The organism is Myxococcus faecalis (genome assembly GCF_050039385.1).
In the GTDB taxonomy this organism is placed as follows: Bacteria; Myxococcota; Myxococcia; order Myxococcales; family Myxococcaceae; genus Myxococcus; species Myxococcus fulvus.
Genome location: NZ_CP144336.1, coordinates 4,282,771 through 4,303,243, shown reverse-complemented (window position 1 = coordinate 4,303,243; position 20,473 = coordinate 4,282,771). Strand labels below are relative to the sequence as shown.

General features: G+C 70.3%; 18 protein-coding genes and 1 tRNA gene. 3 read left to right on the top strand and 16 right to left on the bottom strand.

Annotated features, from left to right (window positions below; translation table 11 throughout):
* Nucleotides 1-81: 81 nt before the first annotated feature.
* The 4 genes from VZQ01_RS17070 to VZQ01_RS17055 all read right to left on the bottom strand — a co-directional run bounded on the left by VZQ01_RS17070 (nt 82) and on the right by VZQ01_RS17055 (nt 4,165).
* Entirely contained in the window at nt 82-1,899 is a 1,818-nt protein-coding gene (locus tag VZQ01_RS17070; protein WP_426748377.1) for an acyl-CoA dehydrogenase, read from the bottom strand.
* 179 nt (nt 1,900-2,078) lie between these two features.
* Nucleotides 2,079-3,203: a slipin family protein gene (locus VZQ01_RS17065; protein WP_408888338.1), complete on the bottom strand. Its 1,125-nt coding sequence runs from the start codon at nt 3,201-3,203 to the stop codon at nt 2,079-2,081.
* 332 nt (nt 3,204-3,535) lie between these two features.
* Nucleotides 3,536-3,607 (bottom strand) — tRNA-Gln (locus VZQ01_RS17060).
* A 240-nt stretch (nt 3,608-3,847) separates the two neighbouring features.
* Nucleotides 3,848-4,165, bottom strand: coding sequence for a hypothetical protein (locus VZQ01_RS17055; RefSeq protein ID WP_141324668.1), 318 nt, complete (start codon nt 4,163-4,165; stop codon nt 3,848-3,850).
* A gap of 766 nt (nt 4,166-4,931) precedes the next feature.
* Here VZQ01_RS17055 and VZQ01_RS17050 point away from each other — a divergent pair.
* Nucleotides 4,932-5,774 (top strand): hypothetical protein, encoded by an 843-nt coding sequence (locus tag VZQ01_RS17050; RefSeq protein WP_141324667.1) that lies wholly within the window; start codon nt 4,932-4,934, stop codon nt 5,772-5,774.
* 18 nt (nt 5,775-5,792) lie between these two features.
* Here the strand turns inward: VZQ01_RS17050 and VZQ01_RS17045 are convergent, their stop codons facing one another.
* The gene (locus VZQ01_RS17045; protein WP_408888337.1) at nt 5,793-6,200 is read right to left on the bottom strand and encodes a MarR family winged helix-turn-helix transcriptional regulator; all 408 of its coding nucleotides are present in this window, start codon (nt 6,198-6,200) and stop codon (nt 5,793-5,795) included.
* 92 nt (nt 6,201-6,292) lie between these two features.
* Here VZQ01_RS17045 and VZQ01_RS17040 point away from each other — a divergent pair, with 92 nt between their 5' ends.
* Entirely contained in the window at nt 6,293-7,378 is a 1,086-nt protein-coding gene (locus tag VZQ01_RS17040; RefSeq protein WP_223782262.1) for an aldo/keto reductase, read from the top strand.
* On the opposite strand, the gene VZQ01_RS17035 is transcribed toward VZQ01_RS17040, so the two are convergent.
* The 7 genes from VZQ01_RS17035 to VZQ01_RS17005 all read right to left on the bottom strand — a co-directional run bounded on the left by VZQ01_RS17035 (nt 7,372) and on the right by VZQ01_RS17005 (nt 15,007).
* Entirely contained in the window at nt 7,372-8,331 is a 960-nt protein-coding gene (locus tag VZQ01_RS17035) for a hypothetical protein (protein ID WP_426748376.1), read from the bottom strand. The genes VZQ01_RS17040 and VZQ01_RS17035 overlap by 7 nt on opposite strands.
* A gap of 258 nt (nt 8,332-8,589) precedes the next feature.
* Entirely contained in the window at nt 8,590-9,351 is a 762-nt protein-coding gene (bla, locus tag VZQ01_RS17030; RefSeq protein WP_426748375.1) for a subclass B1 metallo-beta-lactamase, read from the bottom strand.
* 159 nt (nt 9,352-9,510) lie between these two features.
* The gene (locus tag VZQ01_RS17025; protein WP_223749760.1) at nt 9,511-9,891 is read right to left on the bottom strand and encodes a nuclear transport factor 2 family protein; all 381 of its coding nucleotides are present in this window, start codon (nt 9,889-9,891) and stop codon (nt 9,511-9,513) included.
* Between the two features lie 55 nt (nt 9,892-9,946).
* Entirely contained in the window at nt 9,947-10,600 is a 654-nt protein-coding gene (locus VZQ01_RS17020) for a class I SAM-dependent DNA methyltransferase (protein WP_223749761.1), read from the bottom strand.
* 204 nt (nt 10,601-10,804) lie between these two features.
* Nucleotides 10,805-12,934, bottom strand: a complete 2,130-nt coding sequence (glgX, locus tag VZQ01_RS17015; RefSeq protein WP_267698362.1) for a glycogen debranching protein GlgX — start codon at nt 12,932-12,934, stop codon at nt 10,805-10,807.
* Nucleotides 12,935-13,003: 69 nt separating this feature from the next.
* On the bottom strand, nt 13,004-14,278 hold the full coding sequence (locus VZQ01_RS17010; RefSeq protein WP_223749763.1) for a hypothetical protein: 1,275 nt from the start codon (nt 14,276-14,278) through the stop codon (nt 13,004-13,006).
* Between the two features lie 276 nt (nt 14,279-14,554).
* On the bottom strand, nt 14,555-15,007 hold the full coding sequence (locus VZQ01_RS17005; protein WP_223749764.1) for a hypothetical protein: 453 nt from the start codon (nt 15,005-15,007) through the stop codon (nt 14,555-14,557).
* A 125-nt stretch (nt 15,008-15,132) separates the two neighbouring features.
* Here VZQ01_RS17005 and VZQ01_RS17000 point away from each other — a divergent pair, with 125 nt between their 5' ends.
* Nucleotides 15,133-15,345 carry a hypothetical protein gene (locus VZQ01_RS17000; RefSeq protein ID WP_141324659.1) on the top strand — a complete coding sequence of 71 codons (213 nt, stop codon included), beginning with the start codon at nt 15,133-15,135 and terminating at the stop codon, nt 15,343-15,345.
* Between the two features lie 197 nt (nt 15,346-15,542).
* Here VZQ01_RS17000 and VZQ01_RS16995 read toward each other — a convergent pair whose 3' ends face one another.
* The 4 genes from VZQ01_RS16995 to VZQ01_RS16980 form a co-directional block, all read right to left on the bottom strand.
* Complete coding sequence (locus VZQ01_RS16995; protein ID WP_223749765.1) at nt 15,543-16,067, bottom strand: hypothetical protein; 525 nt, start codon at nt 16,065-16,067, stop codon at nt 15,543-15,545.
* A gap of 332 nt (nt 16,068-16,399) precedes the next feature.
* Entirely contained in the window at nt 16,400-17,113 is a 714-nt protein-coding gene (locus tag VZQ01_RS16990) for an MOSC domain-containing protein (RefSeq protein WP_223749766.1), read from the bottom strand.
* Nucleotides 17,114-17,248: 135 nt separating this feature from the next.
* A complete protein-coding gene (locus VZQ01_RS16985) occupies nt 17,249-17,668 on the bottom strand; it encodes an Erp protein (RefSeq protein WP_223749767.1) in 420 nt (139 codons plus the stop codon).
* 74 nt (nt 17,669-17,742) lie between these two features.
* Nucleotides 17,743-20,226, bottom strand: coding sequence for an efflux RND transporter permease subunit (locus VZQ01_RS16980; protein ID WP_426748374.1), 2,484 nt, complete (start codon nt 20,224-20,226; stop codon nt 17,743-17,745).
* Nucleotides 20,227-20,473 lie beyond the last annotated feature (247 nt).

Sequence of the window (20,473 nt, the reverse complement as noted above, 5' to 3'; positions counted from 1 at the left end):
TACGGACCGAATCCATACTTCAGGCTGGGCCGGCGCCGCACCCCCTGGTCGAGGTGCGGCGGATGGGCGACGGCTCACGACTCAGTACGACTCCTCGGGGACCTCCATCAGGTCCAGCGTGCCGGACTCCACCATGCGCGCGGCGTGGGCGAGGCCCGGGAGCACCTCCGCGCAGTACCAGCGCGCGCTGGCGAGCTTGCCCACGTAGAAGGCGCGGTCGCCGGGGTTGGACTTCATCCGCTCCAGCGCGACGCCCGCGTGGCGCACCAGGAGCCAGCCGATGATCACCTCCGCCACGCCCGCCAGCACGCGGTTGCCCTGCAGGCCCACGTGGTAGACGGACTCGCCCAGCTTGCCCATCAGCGTGCCGAGCATCAGCTCCAAATCCCCCAGCGCCTTGCCCAGCGCGGCGCGCTCCGCCTGGAGCTCCTTGCCGCCCAGCTCGCCCTCGGCCGTCTCGCGCACCTGCCCGAGCAGCGCCTGCAGCGTCGCGCCGCCGTCGCGCGCCACCTTGCGCATGAGCAGGTCCAACGCCTGGATGTGCGTGGTGCCCTCGTAGAGCGTGTCGATCTTCTGGTCCCGGATGTACTGCTCCACCGGGTAGTCCGTCAGGTAGCCGGAGCCGCCGTGCACCTGGAGGCTCAGCGCGAGCAATTCGTACGCCTTCTCCGAGCAGTAGCCCTTCACCAGCGGCAGCAGCATGTCGTTGAGCGCGTCCATCTCACCGGCCTCGGTGGCGCGGTGGCCGCCCTTGAGCTCCACGCCGTCCTGCACGGAGGCGGTGTAGAGGCACAAAGCGCGCATCCCTTCCGCGAACGCCTTCTGGGTCATCAGCATGCGCCGCACGTCCGGGTGGCGGAAGATGGGCACGCGCGGCGCCGTCTTGTCGCGCGCCTGCAAGAGGTCCGCGCCCTGGAGCCGGTCCTTGGAGAACGCCAGCGCGCGCTGGTAGCCCGCCGACAGCGTGGCCATGGACTTCACGCCCACCGCCATGCGCGCCTGCTCGATGATGTAGAACATCTGGCGCATGCCGTCGTGGACCTCGCCCAGCAGCAGGCCGCGCGAGGGCTTGCCGTCGCCGAACGTCAGCTCGCACGTGACGGAGCCCTTCAGGCCCATCTTCTTCTCGAGCTTGGTGCACACGACACCGTTGTGCTCACCCAGGCTGCCGTCCTCGTTCACCCAGTACTTGGGGACGACGAACAGCGACAGGCCCTTGGTGCCCGGGGGACCGCCTTCCGGACGCGCCAGCACCATGTGGATGACGTTCTCGGACATGTCCGAGTCGCCGTTGGTGATGAAGCGCTTGACGCCTTCAATCTCCCAGACGTCGCCGCCCACCGGGCGCGCCTTGGTGCGCGCGGCGCCCACGTCGCTGCCGGCGTCGGGCTCGGTGAGCACCATGGTGCCGCTCCAGCGCTTGTCCAGCATGTGCGGCAGGAAGCGCTGCTTCTGCGCGTCCGTGCCCAGCCGGTCGATGATTCGCGCGAGCAGGTTGCCCAGCGTGTAGAAGGCGAGCGAGGCGTTGGCGCCCACCATCAGCTCGAACGCGGCCCAGCCCAAGGACGGCGGCGCACCCAGGCCGCCCAGGTGCGGCGGCTGCTCCAACAGGTGCATGCCCGCGTCGAAGAACGCCGCCATGGACTTCTTCAGCCCGGGGGGCAGCGTCACCACGCCGTTCTCCAGCTTGGGCGGGTTGTGCTCCGCCTCGTCGAACGACGGCGCCAGCTCGTTCGCGCACAGCACGGAGAACGTCTGGAGCATCTGCCGGGCGGATGTCTCGTCCAGGTCGCCGAAGGGCGCGCGCCCCAGCGACGTTCGGCCGATGTCGAGGAACTCGAAGAGGTTGAACTCGATATCGCGCAGGTTGGGGACGTAGTGGTTGGCGGACGACGACATCTCAAGCTCCTCACGAGGACGAAAGGCCCACGAGGGTAGCCGAGATTGATTTTCGAGTCAGCCGAAGGCGCCCGCACCGCACCCATGGTGCATGACGCATGGAGCCGTGATGCACGAAGGGCCCCCGGGGAACCGGCCCCAGAGGCCCTTCGTCACGACAATTCCACGTGCGTGTGTGCTCAGCCCTTGAGCTGGAGCGACGGCACGGCGCCCTCGCCGAGGACCAGGTGGACCTGGCCCACCTTGGCGGCGAGGTCCTTGTAGGCCTCGAGCTCCTTGAGGCGCACGAGCAGCGGGTTCTCGGCGAGCACCTTGGCCGTCTGGGCGAGCGAGCGCGTGGCGGCGGTCTCCTCGCGGCGGGTGATGACGTTGGCCTCGGCCTCCTTCTGGGCCTGGATGACGCGGTTGAGCAGCTCCTTCATCTCACCGGGCAGCACGACGTCCTTGATGCCGAAGCGCAACAGCTCCAGGCCCACCGACTCGGCGCGCTCCTTCACCTGGGCGAAGAGGCCGTCGGCCAGGGCCTCGCGGGAGGCGAGCAGCTCGTCGAGCGTGCGGGTGGCGACGGCCTCGCGGGCGGCCAGCTGCATGGCGAGGTAGAGGATGTCATCCGGCGCGCGGGCGACGACGGCGAGCCGGCGCGCGTCCGCGACGCGGAAGGCGGTGGACAGGTTGAGGCGCAGCGTGACGCGGTCCTGCGTCATGACCTCCTGGCCGGTGACGTGGAGCAGCCGCTCGCGCAGGTCGATGACGGCCAGCTGCACCTTGTGGGCGACGGTCCACGCGGCGTGGCGGCCGGCGGGCAGCACGGCGTCGAGCGTGCCGTCCACGTAGCGCAGCGTCACCGAGCCCTCCGTGGCCGTGGCCTCCGTGTAGTCGCTCGCGGGGACGATGGCGCGCACGTCGTCGCGCAGGGGCGCGGTGGAGACGCCGGTGGTGTCCACGCGCTCCACGCGCACGGCGGGGGTGGGCGGCGTCAGGGCGCGCGCGGGGACGTGCTCCACGGTCCAGACCTGGTGCTGGCCGCGGCCGAGCCACTTCAGGGGGCGGCCCCGGTGGTAGAGGATGGCGCGCTCGTCGGCGCCCAGGTCGACGACCTGCAGGTCCGAGGGCGGCACGAGCGCGAGCAGCTCCGCGTCCAGGTTGGCCAGGGGCAGGCCCGTGGCGACGCGGACGATGCGCACGTTGCGGAAGGGGTAGGTGAGCCGGTAGCGGCCCGGCACGAGGTAGCGCGTCGGCACCTCGTCGACGAGGACGAACGCCCGCTCGTGCTGCACGACATCCACACGCATGAAGAAGCTCATCGCGCACCTCCTTTCCCCCGGAGGGGGGAGTGGTGAGACCGGGGCGCGAGGTGGCGCGAGAGGCGCGCGTCCCGGGGACTGCGAGAAAAGTGAAGGCTCCAGCCTTCGCGGGTGGAGAGCGCCGGCTGCGTGCCCGGGCCCCATCGACGCATCCCGCGCTCGCGGGCCGGACCGGGCGCGGACGACGACAGACATTCCGCTGACGGCGCGGAAGGGGACTGTCGTCCTGGCGGACGGCATGGCTTCGCGGTGGGGGAAGGTTGGGTGGAGTGGGCCAGCGCTTCTACCGGCTCGGGATGGAGCCTTCTGGCGGAACCGATTTTTCAGATCGGGTCAGAACGAAGGATTCGAACCTTCTCCTCAAGATCCAATATCTTGTGCTCTACCGGGTGAGCTAGTTCTGAGCAGTCCCTGGAAGGGGTTGCTCGCTTTGGCTTTCGCGGCGGCCGGCCGGACGCCCCGATGTGAGGGAGTCACCGCGGACGATGGACCCGGGGGACACCCTGTCCGGGACACGAGCGCAGAGCACCCATGTCTGGATTCGGGAGCCCGGGGACAGCCCCGTGACACCTCTGGAATGCGTCGGGGGCGAGGGACGCGGGTGCCGCGCCGGGGCTGACAGCGGGAGATGCGAGGAGTTCGACTCAGTAGGCGACGAAACTAGCGAACTCGCCTGCGGCGAAGGTGCGCAGGGTGCCCAGGCCCACGGCCTGGCCGGTGCAGTCCGCGGTGCGGTATGCGAGGACTTGCTGGACGTTGCTCCAGCCCACGAGCGAGTCCGCATCGGCGGGGAAAGCCGTGCACGTGCCGTCTGGCTGCGCCACGTTCAGGACCGGCTGGGTGAAAGTCCTGGCGTAGAACGTGAGCCCGGTCTGCCCCTCATCGGACGAGGCCTGCGCCACGCCCGTGGTGAGGGCGGCTCCCATGAGCGCCACGGTGGTGAGGACGAGCTTCGAGCGCATAGCCGCATCTCCTGTAAAACGAGTAAATTCGCTGTGCATCCTGAACCCGCCGGATGGGAGGGTCAATCGGAGGGGCGAGCAGGGCCAGGGGATGCCTGGAGCCAATGTTCATGACGAAGCCCTTCGTGTTCTGGAGCCTGTGGGTGGTGTGCCTGGGGTGTGCGGGGAGCCCGGAGGTAGAGCCGCGAGGCTCCTCGGCATGGAGCACCCGTGATGGGTTGGCCGAGGAGTACACCTATGTCGAGCTCACGTCCGACGCGGACCTGGAGACTCGTGCAGGCGCATTCCTCCCCATGGGGTGGGCGCGACAGGCGCTCGGCGATGATGTGGATCCACTCAAGGGCGCCATCGCCACCCGCCCCGTGCGACGCACGCCAGGAGCAGGTCCGCTGCGCAGACCTCCTCTCCTGACTCCACGACCCGCGCCACTCCAGGCTCAAGTCCAGGCGCGACGCACAGTGGATGCTGCTGTGGTGCTCCAAGCAAGGAAGCTCTACCAGCAACGCATTCAGGAGGCTCAGACCACGTACCCGAACAGCGCGGGATACGAGAACCATCACCTCGTTCCGTTGTACCTGGGAGGGGCGAAGGATGGGCAGACGTACCGTTTGCCCACGGCGTATCACAAGGCCATCACCCGGGCTTTCCGTGAGGAGTGGCATTATGGTTAGGGACAGCGACCGGATGCACGAGCACTGACGGACATCCTGGTGCGGGTCTATTCCCGGTACCCCATCCCTCAACTTATCGGAATCCCTCCCTGACGATGCGCGAGACGTTCGAGTTCAGGATTGCGGAGGAGCGGGCCCGGAAGTTCCTGGCGCCTGGGCTCGGCATGCGCGTGAACGAGGGGCTGCGCAAGGTGGTGTTGCCCGGGGATGATCCCCGCGTGCGGGAGATTGGCGCCATCGAGCGCAAGCTCCGCGCCGAGGGTGACCTCTTCTTCACCTACTGGAACGTCGAGCGCCGCTACTCGGCTCGGGAACTCGAGTCGGCGGAGTTGTTGAACCTCGTCATCCGAGGGGCCGTCGCGCCCACCGGAGCCATGTGCGGCACGGGCTATGATGCGTCGGAGGCCTGCCCGCATTGTGGCGTTGGAGCACGGCAGACGACGGACCTCATCCTCGACACGCGCCGGATTGCCAAAGGCCGTGACTTCGCGAAGACGCTCGCGGGAGAGGTCGTGGTCTCTTCCAGGTTCGTCGACGCCTTCCAGGAGGCTGGACTGCGAGGCGCGGAGTTCCGCCCCGTGCTGCACCTGGGCGGCAAGCCTTCGCGCCAGCCGGAGTGGTATCAGCCCGTCACGACCTCGAAGCCGCTGAAGCTGGATGCGAAGACGGTGTCGGGCAACAACCCCTTCGACCTCGACGAGCGTGGTGAGCACCGGTGCCCGAAGGGGCATGTCGCGGGCCTCAACCTGCTCTCAGCGCTCCATGTCGACCGGGCCTCGCTCGATGGCTCGGACCTGTTCATCACGGACACACGCTGGGGCGACAGGCGCGGCGAGCTTCGCCCAGAGCCTCGCTGGCTCATCTCTGCTCGGCTCCGGGACCTGATGACCACCCTGAAGGCGAAGGGGCACGTGCTGGAGGTCGCTCACCTGGCCTGAGGTCGCGGCACGCTTGCTTCAGCTCATCTTCTCCAGCAGGGCCCGCAGCTCCGCCTGCTGGGCGGCGGTCAGCCGGCCGAGCTTCGTGCCGAACGCCTCCGAGAGCAGCGTCGTCCCCTGCTGCATGACCTTGCGGCCGGCCGAGGTGAGCTGCAGCCGGTGACGCCGCAGGTCCGCGGTATCAATTTCACGGCGCAGGAACCCAGCGGCCTCGAGCCGCTTCACGTACAGCGTCACCGAGGGCTTGGGGATGCACAGGGACGCCGCCAGCTCGGCCGGATAGGGGTGGTCGTCCACCTCCGCCAGCACGAACAGCTCCTTCGTCTCCAGGCCCAACGCGGCGATGTCCGAGGCGACACTGGCTATCACCGACATCAACAGCCGGTGGTTCAACGACCAGATTCTCGCCGGGTCGATTTTCGACATGGCCCCTTGCGCGGAAATTGGTTCAAAATTAATCCAGTTCCAGATTGAACTAAATCGTCGTCCTCACAATGTAGCACTCCCCTGGAGCCCACATGCCTCTCAACCACTACGTGACGCTGGGCCGCTCGGGCCTGCGCGTGAGCCCGCTGTGCCTTGGTGCCATGACGTTCGGTGAAGACCTCGGCTGGGGGTCCAGCGTGGAGGAGTCCCAGCAAATCATCGACCGCTACATCGAGCTCGGCGGCAACTTCATCGACACGGCGAACTTCTACACGAAGAGCCACTCCGAGAAGATTCTCGGTGACCACGTCGGTCGCCACCCGGCCCGGCGGGACAGGCTGGTCCTCGCGACGAAGTTCAGCGGGAATCTGTACCCCGGGGACCCGAACGGCGGCGGCTCGGGCCGCAAGTCCATCATCGCGGCCGCCGAGAACTCGCTGCGCCGCCTGCAGACCGACTACATCGACCTCTACTGGCTGCACAACTGGGACATCCACACGCCGATTGAAGAGACGATGGCCGCGCTCGAGGACCTGGTGCGCGCCGGCAAGGTCCGCTACCTCGGCGTCTCCGACACGCCCGCGTGGAAGATTGCCCAGGCCAACGTGATGGCCCACTTCCGCGGCTGGTCCTCCTTCATCGGGCTGCAAATCGAATACTCCCTGCTCGAGCGCAGCGTGGAGCAGGAGCTGGTGCCCATGGCGCTGGAGCTCGGCCTGGGCATCACCCCCTGGTCGCCGCTCAAGAGCGGCGCGCTCAGCGGCAAGTACACCCGCGCGAACGCCGGCCAGCAGAAGGGTGACCGCGGCGCCTTCGTGGAGTCGTACCTGAACGAGAAGACCTACGCGCTCGTCGACGCGCTCGGCGTCATCGCCAAGGAGCAGGGGACCAGCATCGCGCGCGTGGCGCTGGCCTGGGTGCAGGCACAGCCGGGCGTGAGCTCGACCATCATCGGCGCCCGGCGCCTGTCCCAGCTCGAGGACAACGTGGGCGCCCTCGAGGTGAAGCTGAGCGCCGAGCAGCTCGGCCGGCTCGACGCGCTCAGCAAGCCGACCTTCGGCTTCCCCCAGAGCATGCAGCCCATCTTCCCCGCCATCCACAACGGCGGCACGACGGTGAACGGCGTCTTCATGGAGCCGTCCCCGTTCGGCGTGGTGAAGGGCGAGAAGCCCTACTGAGGCTGGAGCCTGGGCAACAGCGGCAGGGGCACCGAGGCCGTCGTCTGGGATTGCGCCGGAGGCACGGGCGTGGGCTCGGCCTCGGGCGGCTCGGCGGGCGTCATCGGCTGACAGCTCGCCGGCTCCGGGGACGCCTCCGCCTCGCTCGACGTCGTGGCCCTCGGGGCGCCGCGCTTCGCGGGCAGCGAGCACATGGACGCGGGCGTCGCCACCGTGGGCCGTGCCACGCGGGGCTGCGTCGCGTCACCGCGCGCGCGAGAGTCGCCTCGTGACTGCCAGTCGCTGCGCGTGTCCGCCCGGCCTTCACTCGTCGACGAGGAGGTGGCGGTCGCCACCGCGGACGGGGTCGGGCGCTTCGCCGCCTCGCCGAGCGCCGTCGCCAGGCGCCCATTGCTCTCGTGCATCTGGTCTCGCGCGCGGTCCAGGCTCGCCTGCGAGTGCGCGCGCTGCTGGTCCATGCTGTCCTGGAGCCGCTCGCGCTCCTTCAGCAGCTCCGCCTGGGCGGCCTCGCGCTGGGCATCCAGTTTCGCGCGGTACTGCTCCCGCTCCTGCTCCTGGTGGGCGCGCAGGCTGTCGCGCTCCTTGGAGACGTCGCTGAGCTGCGCCTCCAGCGCGCCCTTCTCCGCGGAGAGCATCCGCTCCGTGGTCACCATGCACGCCTCGAGCACCTTCTCGTCCGGCTCGCGCACGGGCAGGGGCTCACCCCGGTTCCACGCCACCATGGCGCTGCTCTGCCAGCGGTAGTCCGCGTGCATCACGCACTCCTGCACCAGCCGCGTGAGCCGATCCGCGGACCACTCGGGCTTCGGCCGCGAGCATGGGCCCACCTCCTCCCTGAATGTGGAGGGGAACGTGCGGGTCTGCTTCACCCAGCAACCGTCGCGCTGCTCCACCTTCACCGATGCGCACCCGCTCGCCGCCAGCACGAGCACCCACGTCGCCACTCGCCTCATGACGCCCCTCCTCCGTCCCACCCGCCGGCCCAGGCTCCGCGCTTCGCCCCGGATGCACGGTAGGAACGTCACCAACACCTGCCCATGCGGCGCAGCCCTCGCGCACCAGACGCATGTCGTGCATCGGACGCCTGACGGCAGACAGCCGAGCTCGCGATGACCCATCCCCGTGTGCTGCCCAACGCTCTCACCTGAATCCGAGGGTGAGCAGCCGGACGAGAGCCCTGCGCCTTGCTCGTGCGCGCGAGATGCGGAGGCTCAGCGGAGCAGGGCGCGGGTGTGGTTCAGCAGCTCAGGGCCACCCGGAGCGCCATGGCCCGGGACGATGATGCGCGTGTCGGGATAGCGCGCCTGCACACGCTCGAGGCTCGCGGGCCACTCGGAGACCACGGCGTCCCCCAGGTTGCCCAGGTCCTTCGCCGCCGCGTCCTTCACGAAGCACCCACCGAACAACACCTGGCTGTCGCGGTGCACCACCACGATGTTGTCGGGCGCGTGGCCCGCACCAGGGAAGAACAACTCCAGCGGACCGAGCGTCGCGACCTCCGTGAAGGCGCGCGAGGGCACCGGCTTGCCGCGCTCCCCCGCGATTCTCACGGTGTCCTCCAGGCCGTGCACCGGGATGCCCCTGGCAACGAGCACGGGGATGCCCGCGGTCCGGTCATCGTGGAAGTGCGTCGCCACGGCCGCGCGGACGGGCTTGCCCAGCGAGCTCGCGGCCCAGTCGACGAGCTGCTCGGCCTGCTGCTGGTTCCAGCCCGTGTCCACGAGCAGCGAGCCGTCCCCGTCCTCGACGATGAGCCCGTTGGCGGGAACGAAGCCGAAGTCCTCGTCCGAGAGCGTCGTGTGCATCCAGACCCCCGGAGCGATGCGCCGCACCGTGATGTCCTTCGCGAGCGTGTACTCACCTGCCCCTGTCGCCCGCGCCGCCTCCGCGGCGTTCGGACGCACGGGCGCCGAGGTGCAGGACTGCGTCAGCACGAGAAGGGGAACGAGGACGCGAAGCGGGCGTGAGGTCATGGGTTCAGTCTCGCGAGAGAGAGGAGCGGTGCACGCCTTGGCAACCTTCAGGCCAGTCCATCGCCCGGGTCCGTGTGCATCCTGGCGCGCGCGTGGCCCCCGGATGTGTCCGGGCAGCCACGGCGCCGTGTCCACGGGGCCGCGCTCCTGCCCGGGACTTCAGCTCGGCGCGTCGACGATGACGGTGCACTGGCCGGCGACCACCTGGGGGCGCTCGTCCACCCACTGCCAGACGCGCGTGTAGCGCAGCTGCGCGGCGAACCCGGTGCCCGCGGACTGGCCCGCGACGGAGGCCTGCACGACGACCACCGCGCCCGCGGAGAGGAACCGGATGACGGGGGGACCCAGCTCCAGCCGGGTGAGTCGCAGCGCGCCCGAGCCATGGCCCTCCAGGTCCGCATCCTTGTTGAAGACCTGTCCCAGGTGGTTGACGAAGACGAGGTCCTCGGAGAGGAGCTGGTCGAGCATGTCCACGTCGCTGGCGAGCATGGCCTGGCGCAGCGTCTCCTCCGCCGCCAGGATGTCTTCTTCCGTCATCATCCGCAGTGCGCTCCTGGCTGACCGACCGGGCAGTGTCGCCCGACACGTCGCGGGACTACCGACGCTCGACCTCCCACCAACCGAACCACAAAGTCCGCTCCTCGGCGAGCTGAACCCACCCGGGGGCATGCACGTAGGCACGCGGCTCCAGCCCCGCGTCCGTGACGGCGCGCGAGGCCTCCTCGAAGGAATACAAATGCAGCGTCACGGCGGGCCCCGCGGTCCGCACCTCGCGCGTGGGGGCCTCGTGTCCCTCGTGGCCGGGCCTGCGCTCCAGCGCGGTGAACAACAACCGCCCGCCCGGCGCCAGCATGTCCGCGATGTGCCGCAGCACGCGCCGCAGGTCGTCGCAGAAGTCCAGACAGCCCAACGCCAGCGCCACCTGGAAGCGCCCCCACTCCGCGGGGAACGGCTGGTAGTAATCATGCGCGTACCACTCGCCGGAGGGACGGGCCTGTCGCGCCAGCTCCAGCATCTGCGGCGACAGGTCCGTGCCCACCACGTGCACGGAGGGCTCCAGGCCCTTGGTGTGCAGCCCCGGCCCACAGCCCACGTCGAGCACCCTGCAGCCCGGGGACACCGCGTCCGTGAGGAACCGCTCGACGCGGTCCTCGTACCGGCCCAGCACGGGGAAGAGGGCCTCGTAGGCGGACGCAATCTCCCCGTAGATGGCCCGGACGGCCTCTTCCTGGGGACTACCGCGGGACATGGCGCTTCGCTCGCATGGGGACGGCCGTTCTACCGTGCCCCGAGTCCCAGGGCGCGCTGAACCTTCACGTGTGTCCACTGTCGAAGGACCACTCGGACGCAAAGTGCCTTCACTCGCGCACGCATCGCGCTCCAGGCGTGCGCGCACGCGTCCGCCGACAAGCGAGCACCCCGAGCCACGCATCGCCCGGGGTGCCGCGCTCCTTCAGCGCTCCACCTGCCGGAACACCGCCATCGAGCGCCCCTCCAGCTGGAACCTGCCTTGGGAGGGCACCTTCTCCGCGCCCCGCGCATCGTCCGCCGTGTACAGCTCCAGCTCCCACTTCTGTCCGTCCGTGAGGGCGGGCAGCGTGTAGGCCACCGGCTCGTGGTGGGCGTTGAGCAGCACCAGCAGCGCGTCGCCGATGATGCGCTGGCCGCGCTCGTCGGGCGTGGGGATGGCGTCGCCGCCGAGCAGGAACGCCAGCGAGCGCACGAAGGGCTTCTGCCAGTCCTCCTCGCTCATCTCCGAGCCGTCCGGACGGAACCACGCCAGGTCCTTGTGCTCGGAGTCCCACAGGTGCGCGCCCTTGAAGTAGCGGCGGCGCTGCAACACCGGCTGCCGGTGACGGAAGTGGATGAGCTTCTGCGTGAAGGCGAGCAGCTTCTTGCGCCGCTCGTCCAGCGACCAGTCCACCCACGACAGCTCGTTGTCCTGGCAGTAGGCGTTGTTGTTGCCCTGCTGCGTGCGCCCCATCTCGTCGCCCGCGACAATCATCGGCACGCCGGTGGACATGAACAGCGAGGCCAGGAGGTTTCGCTTCTGGCGCTCGCGCAGCGAGACGACGCCCGGGTCGTCCGTCTCACCCTCCACGCCGCAGTTCCAGGACTGGTTGTCGTCCGCGCCGTCGCGGTTGTGCTCGCCGTTGGCCTCGTTGTGCTTGTGGCTGTACGTCACCAGGTCGTGCAGCGTGAAGCCGTCGTGCGCGGTGACGAAGTTGATGCTCGCCTGCGGCTTGCGCCGCGCCTCCGCGTACAGGTCCGAGTTGCCCGTGAGCCGGTAGCCCACCTCGCCGGCGAGGTTCTCGTCGCCCTTCCAGTAGCGCCTCAGCGCGTCGCGGTACTTGCCGTTCCACTCGCGCCACGGCGCGGGGAAGCCGCCCACCTGGTAGCCGCCGAGCCCCACGTCCCACGGCTCCGCGATGAGCTTCACCCGGCTGAGCACCGGGTCCTGCTGGAGAATCTGGAACAGCGCCGCCCTCGGGTCGAAGCCGCCCTCGCCCGTGCGCCCCAGCACCGTGGCCAGGTCGAAGCGGAAGCCGTCCACGTGCATCTCGTCCACCCAGTAGCGCAGGCTGTCGACGATGAGCCGGGCGCCGTTCGGGTTGGACGCGTTGACGCTGTTGCCGCACCCGGTGAAGTCCAGGTAGTAGCGCGCGTCCGGCATCAGCCAGTAGTAGCTGGCGTTGTCGATGCCCTTGAGCGACAGCGTGGGCCCCAGGTGGTTGCCCTCGCACGTGTGGTTGTAGACCACGTCGAGGATGACCTCGAGCCCCGCGGCGTGCAGCGCGCGCACCATGGCCTTGAACTCGGCCACCGCGCTGCCCGGCGTCTTGCGGCTCGCGTAGTACTGCTCCGGCGCGAAGAAGCCGAGCGTGTTGTAGCCCCAGAAGTTGGACAGCTTCTTGTCGTCCAGGAACGAGTCGTCCGCGAAGGCGTGGATGGGGAGCAGCTCCACCGACGTGACGCCCAGCTTCTTCAAATGCTCGATGATGGGCGGTGAGGCCAGGCCCGCGTACGTGCCGCGCAGGTGCTCGGGCACCTCCGGGTGGCGCATGGTGAGGCCGCGCACGTGGGCCTCGTAGATGACCGTCTTGCGCCAGGGAATCTCCGGCCGGCGGTCATCGCCCCAGTCGAAGGAGTCGCTCACCACCACGCTCTTGGGCACGCCCGCCGCGCTGTCGCGCTCGTCGCGCGCCAGGTCCTGCTGCGCGTGGCCCAGCGGATAGCCGAAGACCGGCTGCTTCCAGTCCACCTCGCCGTACAGGGCCTTGGCGTACGGGTCCACCAGCAGCTTGTGCGGATTGCAGCGGTGGCCCTTGGTGGGCTCGTAGGGGCCGTGCACCCGCAGGCCGTAGAGCGTCCCGGGCTCCAGGCCGGGGACGTAGCCGTGGTGGACGAAGTCCGTCGCCTCCGGCAGCGTGAAACGTTCGATTTCGCGCGTCGGGTTCGCCGAATCGTAGAGGCAGACCTCGATGCGGGTCGCCGCCTGGGAGAAGACGGCGAAGTTGACTCCGGTGCCATCGAACGTGGCGCCGCGCGGCCAGGGCTTGCCCGGCCAGACCTCCCTGCTCATACAGGCTCTCGATTCCTCTCAAGGAAAATGCCCGCTGAATGTGGGATGGCCCTGTCGGACCGGCAAGCGTCAGGCCGCGGCGGCGTGGTCCAGCGAGCGCCATGTCCCCAGGGCCCAGTCCTCCTCCTCCGGGTCCGCGAAGCTCACCACGCACAGCGCCCGGTGGCGCCCGGAGCTGCACAGGGCCGTCAGCCGGCACTCGCCCGGCTCCATGTGCAGCGACGCGCGGCCGCTCACCCGCTCGCCCTGGTACTCCAGCTCCAGCGCGCGGCGCTCGGCCGTGGTGGTGGCGAAGTGCTCCTCCGCGTCGTCCTCGAGTGGCACGAATCGGACACTTCGCCGATGGTCCCGGGCCACCCACGTCCCGTCCTCCAGATGCGCCTCCGCCAGCGAGCCGGGGATGCGGATCTCCCAGCCCGCCGGCAGCGCCACCTGCACCGCCCCGCGCCGGTAGCCGATGGACGGGCCGCGCGCCCCGTGGTGGTCCGCGTGGTGATGGACCGTCTCCGCCAGCGTGCCGCCCACGCCCAGGTAGCCGAGCACCTCGCGCCACTCGCGCCAGGGGTAGGCCAGCTCCGGGTCCTCGCGCCACGCCAGCTCCAGCGAGCGGGCCACGTCGCGCAACAGCCGCCGCTCCTCCTCGAGCAGCGGCGGGCGCCACACCACCTCCGTCCACAGCCGACACAAGGCGCGCCCCAGCCGCGCGTGCGCGCCGACGCCCTGTCGCCACCAGGGGAACACGTCCATGCCCACGCGCGGGTCTTCGTACACACGCCGCATCCAGCGCTCGTCGCGAGGCCCCAGCGGCGTGAGCAGCGCGCCGGGGTGCTCGAACATGTGGCCGAAGCGCAGGGACATGGAGAAGCCGGACTCACCCAGGCTGCGCATGCGCAGCACCTGGGCCACCGTCTCCTGCAGCCACGCCAGCATGTAGACCTCCACCGGCCCCGCGTCGCCCGTGTGGAAGTAGCCCGTGGGGTCTCCGACGTCCAACGTGTCGTCGGCCTGCACCCACTGGATGTCGAGCGCCTGGCCCAGGGCCTTGAGCGTGTCGCACAGGAACACGTGGTAGCCGGGGCCCACCGCGGAGGTCTCCGCGGAGATGACCACGCGCGAGCCGCTGGCCGCGAGGAACGAGACCTCGCCCGCGGCCGGATGCAGCCGCAGCCGCAGCTGCGGCGCGCCTCGGGGACCGGTCCCGAAGCGACTGCTCTCCAGCCACTCCGACACATTCATCTGGAACCAACGCTCGACCTGACCCAGCCACGTGCGCGCGTTCTCGGATGTCGGCGAGTGCGGTGCGTCCCCCCCACGCCAGCCGGCCAGCAGCAACTTCAAACTCATCACGCCTCTCTTGGGTTCGGGGCCCCCCGCGCATCGGGGACCGGGCATGTCTCCGCGCCTTGTCAGGAAAGCGCGTTTCACGCTGAAGGTGCCACCGACCCGGTGTGCCGGCCGGCCCGTGCTCCACGTCGCGCGAAGGCCCGAGTGCGCGACGGAGCGCTGGCTCGCTCGGCTGCCGTGTGGACGGGCCAAGGCGAGGTGCCGGGTCTTCCGCGCCCCGGTGAGTGCGGGCGCGGAAGGTGAATGGTGATTCAGTTTTTCAAGAAGGGTGAAGCGTCAGTTCTGGGTGGTGGCGGCCGGGGCGTCCTTGCGGGCGTTGGCGGCGACCTTCTCGGCGATGCGGCTCCAGGCGGCGTGGGTGCGCACGGCCTCGAGCGAGGGCTCGGTGGTGAGGGACTGGGTGGCGGAGAAGCCCTCGTCGGCGGCGCGCTCCAGCCAGACGATGCACTCGTCGAGGCTGCCGGCGCGCGCGGCGATGACGCCCGCGTAATAGAGCCCGTCGGGGTGGCGGAAGCCGTCGTTCCACGCGCGGCGGTAGAGGAAGAGCGCGTCCTCGTAGCGGCCGTCCTCGAGCAGCTTGTCGGCCTCGGTGCCCAGGCGGCGCGCCTCGCTGGCGTCGGGCGGGACGGGACGCGGCACCGGCGGCGTCGGGTTCTGCGGGTCGTTGGTGTGCGTGGTGGCGCAGGCGGTGAGCTGGAGGAGGGCGAGGACCGCGAGGAGACGGCGCATGGCGTGAATACTCCGGGTTGCGAGGTTATCCGGAGAGGACGCTGCCAAGGCCGGGGCCACCATTCAAGCAGGCGCATGCTGCCCGCAGGCACTGGGGACATCACCTTGCGGGAAAGGAGGCCGTCATGAGCAAGAAGGACGTGTTGAAGATTCCGACCGAGAACCTCCCCACCATCCCCAAGCATGACGCTGGCGCCGAGGACGAGCCCAGGCGTCGTGCCCCCAAGACGCTGGACCCGAACACGGGGCCAGGTGGGACGCCGGGCGTGGATGACACCCCGCGCATCATCGAGCCTCAGACGACGCCCGGGCGCTATCCCGGCGTCAGCGTGAGCTGAGCGTCGACAGCGTGACGCGCGGCGAGCAGGCCCATGCCCGAGTCGGGGCGTGGGCCTGCTGTCGTTGCGCGGTCGTGAAGGGGTGGGCGCGTCCCCGGGTCGGCCGGAAACACAGAGGCCCGCGCCGGTCGGGGCGCGGGCATCCGGAGCTCCACTCGCCTTGGCGCCACGGTCAGCGCCTGGGCAGGGGGCTTTGCCTAGCGGCCGGACTCGGGCTCACGGGGCAGGGCGTCCGGAGCGTACGGGTCCTCGCGGTTGCTGGAGTCGGGCGCCGTCAGGTCGCCGTCGCCCGTGGTGCCGGGGTCCACGGCGGTGTCATCGGCGGGGTCCAGCGTGCCGGAGCCGCCGGTGCCCGGGTCCGTCGACGGGTCCATGCCCGTGGGCGGGCTCACCGGCGTGTCACCAGTGGAGGGCGGCGGGCTCATGGACGGGTCGTCCACGCCGGTGCCACCGGTGCCCGGGTCCAACGTGGGGTCCGTGGCGGGCGGCGGGCTCATCGTCGGGTCATCCATGCCCGTGCCGCCCGTGCCCGGGTCCTGGGTGGTGCCGGTCGGAGGCGTCGTCGTCGTGTCCGTGCCCGTCGTGGTGCCCGTGTCCGTCGTCGTGGGCGCCGTGGTGTCGTCGCGCTTGGCGCTCGAGTCGGACTTGCACGCGGTGCTGAACATGAGCGCGCCGGCGGCGAGCGAACCCAACACGACCTTCGTCTTCATGAACTTCTTCATGGTGGTTCCCCTCATTGGAAAGTTCTGGAGTGCTGCGGTGGTTGTGGCTGGCTGCTGCTGGCCGGGAACGTGAGCAGCCGGAACGCGGTGTGCAGGGGACGCTCCTCCGGCTGCCTGCTCTCCTGACGACGGCGGGGGCCCGACGTGGGGACGACTTGTCGGGGCGGGACTGTCATTTGTCACCCGCACGGGGAGGCGGCCGCCGTCTCGATACCGTCCCGAGGTGCGGGGTGGAGTGTTTGTGATTGACGCCTGTCCCAGGCGTCGCGCGTCTCGAGGTGGTGTCGAGACAGGGCGTTTCCGGAGGTCCTTCGAGCGCCGCTTCGCGCGGCTCAGCCGTCGCTGTTGGGGCCGGTGAGCCGGGGGGCGTCGTCTCCCCGATTCCCCTGGGCGCGGCGGTGCAGGGACTCGCGCCACCTGGGGGTGAGCAGGAGACAGTCGGCCAGGGCCGCGGCGTCCTCGGGCCGCTGCTCGTGCATGGCCTGGTTGGCGAAGGTGACGGTGAAGCGGGGGTGGGGACGCTCCACGAGCTCCAACACGTCTCCCGCGCGGACCTCGCCCTCCTGGAGGACGCGGAAGTACCAGCCGGTGCGGCCGGTGCGTTGGATCAGCAGCGCCAGCTCCTTGTGGCGCCAGCGCCGCGCGGGCTTCCAGCAGGGCTGTCTTGGCTGGGACACCTGCACCACGGCGGTGCCGACCTTCAGCACGTCGCCGATGCAGACGCTCTCCTCCGCGCCGCCGGAGACGACCCAGTTCTCGCCGAAGGCGCCCGGGCCCAGGTCCTCGCGGCCGAGCTGCTCGCGCCAGAAGGCATGGTGTGACGCGGCGTAGGCGAGCACGGCCTTCTCGGGGCCTCCGTGCACGCGCAGGTCCGCCTGGCCGTCACCGGTGAGCCCCGTGCGGGTGAGCCACACGGGCCCCGTCACGGGCTGCTTGTGGATGCCGCTGGTCCACGGCCGCTCCATCGGGTCGGCGGCGCCGGGCGTGCCGAGCTCGCGGGGCATGCCGATGTGGAGCGAGAGGATGCGGGGCGTCTGGGTCTGCATCGGCTTCGCGACAAAGCAGGCGCGCGGGGGGCTGTCCAGCGTCGAGCCTGTGCCTGGGCCACGCGACGGGAGCGGAAGACGTCTCCAGCGAGTCGCCCTCCGCTCCCTCAGGTCGCGCTCAGGCGCGAGCGGACGTCAGTACGTGCCGCCGTCCAGCACCGAGCCACCCGCGGGCGGCGTGAAGGTGCCGGAGGCGTTGTCGTCCGCGGGGCCCGGCACGGTGGTGGGGCCCGAGCCGCCCATGCCCGCGTCGCCGTCGAATGTGGGCAGGCTGCCGGGCGCCGTGGTCGTGCTGCCCGGAGCCGTCGTGGTGTCACCCGGCATCGTCGTGGTGCTGCCCGGGTTCGTGTCCGGCGTGCTCGGCACCGTGCCCGGCGTCGACTGCGTCGGGTCCTGCGTCATCGGGTCCGTCGTGGTGGGGCTGGGCGTCGTCGTCGTCGTGCCCGAGCCGCCCGTCGCGGGCTCACTCGTCGTGGTGCTGGGGTCCGCCTGGGCCACCATCACCGGCGCTTCCGTCGCGCTGCAAGCCGTGCCCAGCGCCAGGGTCCCCGCCATGGCACCCGCCCACATCCACCGCCTCATGTGCTTCACCATTGCCGCCTCCGTTCGTGGGTATGTGTTGCTTCAGCTCAAGGCGTCGCGTGCTCGGGCCCCGTGCCCCCCGCCGCCGCCCTCTCCTTCACCTCCGAGTCCAACCGCGCTCGCCGCTTGCGGTGCCCCCGCGCCGTCAGGACCAACAGCAGCGCGGGGAACGCCACCAGCATGACCAGTAGATTGGTGGCGAATCCCAGACTGGCCAGTGCCCCCACCGAGTTCAGGCCTGGATGCCTGGCCAGGAAGAGCGCGCCGAACCCCATGGCGCTCGTGAGCAGGCCGCCCGCGATGGCACGGCCCGTCTCCGAGTACACCGCCACGAAGTCGCTGCCCGGCGACGCCAGCCGTGTCAGCAGATGCACGCCCGCGTCCACCGTGGTCCCGATGAGCACGGGGATGATGAGGATGTTCAGATAGTTGAACTCCAACCCCACCACCGGCATCAGGCCAATCAAGGCCAGCAAGGACACCACCGTGGGCAGCAGGCACAGCACCGCCATGCGCAGCCCTCCCAGGGTCATCCACATGGCGAGCAGCACCGCCAGCGTCGCGCCTCCGAGGATGAGCGGCGCCTCGTGCGTCACCATGTCCAGGATGTCCGCCATCACCATGGACTCGCCCGCCGCGGACACGCGTCCGCCTCCCGGGGGCGTGACGCCGCGAATCTCGCGCGCCAGCGCTCGCACGGCCTGGCCGTCCGACTGGTTCACCGCCGGGTACACCAGCACGAAGCCACCCGTCGTCCCCTCGCGTCCGGTGAACTGCTGCCGCACGCTCGCCGGCAGGTCCGCGAGCGTGAAGGGCGGCGCCTGGGTCTGCCGACGCAGCTGCGCCACCTGCGCGCGCTGCTCCGCGGACAGCCGCTCCTCCGGGACGTTCTCGAGCAGCGCGTGGATGTCGCGCAGCACCACCTGTTTGCTCGGCTGGTCCCGGGGCACCAGCGAGGACAGCGAGGCCACGAAGTCGATGGTGGAGTCCTTGCCCCGCTCCCGCTGACGCCGGGCGAGCGCGGACGCCATCGCGTGCTCCTCCTGCTCGTCCCGCGTGAGCACCACCACGGGCGTCTGCGAGTAGCCGATGATGTCGTTGACCTGTCGGTCCAGGACGAACGACGGCAGGTCCTGGTCCTCGAGCGTCCCGAAGTTGTAGTCGAAGCGCACCCGAGGCACCTGGGAGAAGAGCCCCACCAGCACCACCGCGGAGATGGCGGTGATGGCCACGCGGTGGCGCACCAGCACCCGGCCCATCGAGGACTCGCGCGGCGCGACGCGCGCGTGTCGCGGCCGCCAGCCGAGGCGCGCCGTCAGCCCCAGCAGCGCCGGCAGCACCAGCACGTACGCCGCGACGAGCACCAGCATGCCGATGCCGGCGATGACGCCGAACTCGCGGAACGCTCGGAAGCGGGACGTGCCCAGCACGAAGAAGGTGAGCGCCGCCACCAGCGCGGACACCAGCGCCGCGCCGCCCGTGTGCGTGAAGGACTCGCGCGTGGCCCGCTCGGAGTCCTCTCCCTGCGTGCGCAGCTGGAGATAGCGGCCCAGCAGGTGGATGCCGTGCTCGACGCCCAGGCCCCCGAGGATGGCGCCGAGGAAGCCCGTCAGCAGATTCACCTGGCCATACAGGAGCGCGACCAGCCCGTACGTCCACGCGAGCCCCGCGCCCACCGGCGTCAGCACCAGCCCCACCGCCACCGGGCTGCGGAAGTGGAAGAGCAGGTAGAGCAGCATCAGCGCCGTGGCCACGGCGGACGACACGGCGATGTCGCGGACAATCTGCTGCTGCTGGTCCAGCTTCTTCTGGAAGGTGCCGGTGATGTCCACCCGGAAGCCGGGGCCGTACTTCGACAGGTCCTGCGCGTCGATGAGCCCGCGCACCTCGTCGACGATTCGCCGCGAGTAGGCCAGGTCCGCGGACGTGGTCTCCGGCTTGGCCAGCACGACGACGCGCCCGGCCTTGGCGTCCAGGTAGTAGTCGTCCTGGGCGCCCGACAGCTTCTGTCCGGCCGCGCCGCCGTACTTCGCCTCCAGGTCGGAGAAGTCGAGCGACGGCTCCGGCTCGTCCACCAGCGGCACGTAGAGCGGATTGGCCCGCTGCCGCTCCCACGCCAGCCGCGCGGCGAGCCGACGGTGGACCTCCTTCAGGTCCTCCTCCGACAGGAAGTAGAGCGCCCTGTCGCGGAAGAAGGCCCCCGTGCGCTCCTTCTCCACGAAGCGGATGCCCGGCAGCTTCTCCAGCTGGGGCGCCAGGTCATCGGCGAAGCGGCGCAGCGACTCGGCGTCGCCTCCCTCGCCCACCACCGCCACCCAGCCGAGCGCGCCGAAGCGCGACTCCAGCTCCCCCAGGTCCTGGACGCTCTCGAAGGAGCGGGGAAGCAGGTCCACCAGGTTGGCGTTGAGGCGGAGCTTGAGCGACAGCACTCCTCCCACCGCCGCGAGCAGCACCGCCAGGCCCAGCGCGAGCACCGGCCGCCGGTGGCTGCGCGCGGCCAGGGCGCCGAGCCCCCGCTCCACGCGCTGCATCCAACGGCGCTCTCCCTGCGTCGATGTGGTCGGCTCCGAGTCCATCCGTCGCGCGGGCGTCCCAGCCTCCCACCCCCGGAGAAGTCCGACGGCGTGGAAGGTGGCACGGCTTCCCCTCCCTCGGGTGTCCGCGAGAGCGGCCCCATGTGGGCGGGAACCTGGGGACGCGGCGCGGGGTGTGCAGTCCGCGCCGCTCGGCCGTCTGCCCTCCAGGAGGCCTTCGGGCCCGGTGCGCGCGGTCCAGATG

Bases quoted from the DNA above. Each gene is read 5' to 3' on its own strand.
- VZQ01_RS17070 (WP_426748377.1), bottom strand. From the start codon at position 1,899: ATGTCGTCGTCCGCCAACCACTACGTCCCCAACCTGCGCGATATCGAG.
- VZQ01_RS17065 (WP_408888338.1), bottom strand. From the start codon at position 3,203: ATGAGCTTCTTCATGCGTGTGGATGTCGTGCAGCACGAGCGGGCGTTC.
- VZQ01_RS17055 (WP_141324668.1), bottom strand. From the start codon at position 4,165: ATGCGCTCGAAGCTCGTCCTCACCACCGTGGCGCTCATGGGAGCCGCC.
- VZQ01_RS17050 (WP_141324667.1), top strand. From the start codon at position 4,932: ATGCGCGAGACGTTCGAGTTCAGGATTGCGGAGGAGCGGGCCCGGAAG.
- VZQ01_RS17045 (WP_408888337.1), bottom strand. From the start codon at position 6,200: ATGTCGAAAATCGACCCGGCGAGAATCTGGTCGTTGAACCACCGGCTG.
- VZQ01_RS17040 (WP_223782262.1), top strand. From the start codon at position 6,293: ATGCCTCTCAACCACTACGTGACGCTGGGCCGCTCGGGCCTGCGCGTG.
- VZQ01_RS17035 (WP_426748376.1), bottom strand. From the start codon at position 8,331: ATGAGGCGAGTGGCGACGTGGGTGCTCGTGCTGGCGGCGAGCGGGTGC.
- bla (WP_426748375.1), bottom strand. From the start codon at position 9,351: ATGACCTCACGCCCGCTTCGCGTCCTCGTTCCCCTTCTCGTGCTGACG.
- VZQ01_RS17025 (WP_223749760.1), bottom strand. From the start codon at position 9,891: ATGATGACGGAAGAAGACATCCTGGCGGCGGAGGAGACGCTGCGCCAG.
- VZQ01_RS17020 (WP_223749761.1), bottom strand. From the start codon at position 10,600: ATGTCCCGCGGTAGTCCCCAGGAAGAGGCCGTCCGGGCCATCTACGGG.
- glgX (WP_267698362.1), bottom strand. From the start codon at position 12,934: ATGAGCAGGGAGGTCTGGCCGGGCAAGCCCTGGCCGCGCGGCGCCACG.
- VZQ01_RS17010 (WP_223749763.1), bottom strand. From the start codon at position 14,278: ATGAGTTTGAAGTTGCTGCTGGCCGGCTGGCGTGGGGGGGACGCACCG.
- VZQ01_RS17005 (WP_223749764.1), bottom strand. From the start codon at position 15,007: ATGCGCCGTCTCCTCGCGGTCCTCGCCCTCCTCCAGCTCACCGCCTGC.
- VZQ01_RS17000 (WP_141324659.1), top strand. From the start codon at position 15,133: ATGAGCAAGAAGGACGTGTTGAAGATTCCGACCGAGAACCTCCCCACC.
- VZQ01_RS16995 (WP_223749765.1), bottom strand. From the start codon at position 16,067: ATGAAGAAGTTCATGAAGACGAAGGTCGTGTTGGGTTCGCTCGCCGCC.
- VZQ01_RS16990 (WP_223749766.1), bottom strand. From the start codon at position 17,113: ATGCAGACCCAGACGCCCCGCATCCTCTCGCTCCACATCGGCATGCCC.
- VZQ01_RS16985 (WP_223749767.1), bottom strand. From the start codon at position 17,668: ATGGCGGGGACCCTGGCGCTGGGCACGGCTTGCAGCGCGACGGAAGCG.
- VZQ01_RS16980 (WP_426748374.1), bottom strand. From the start codon at position 20,226: ATGCAGCGCGTGGAGCGGGGGCTCGGCGCCCTGGCCGCGCGCAGCCAC.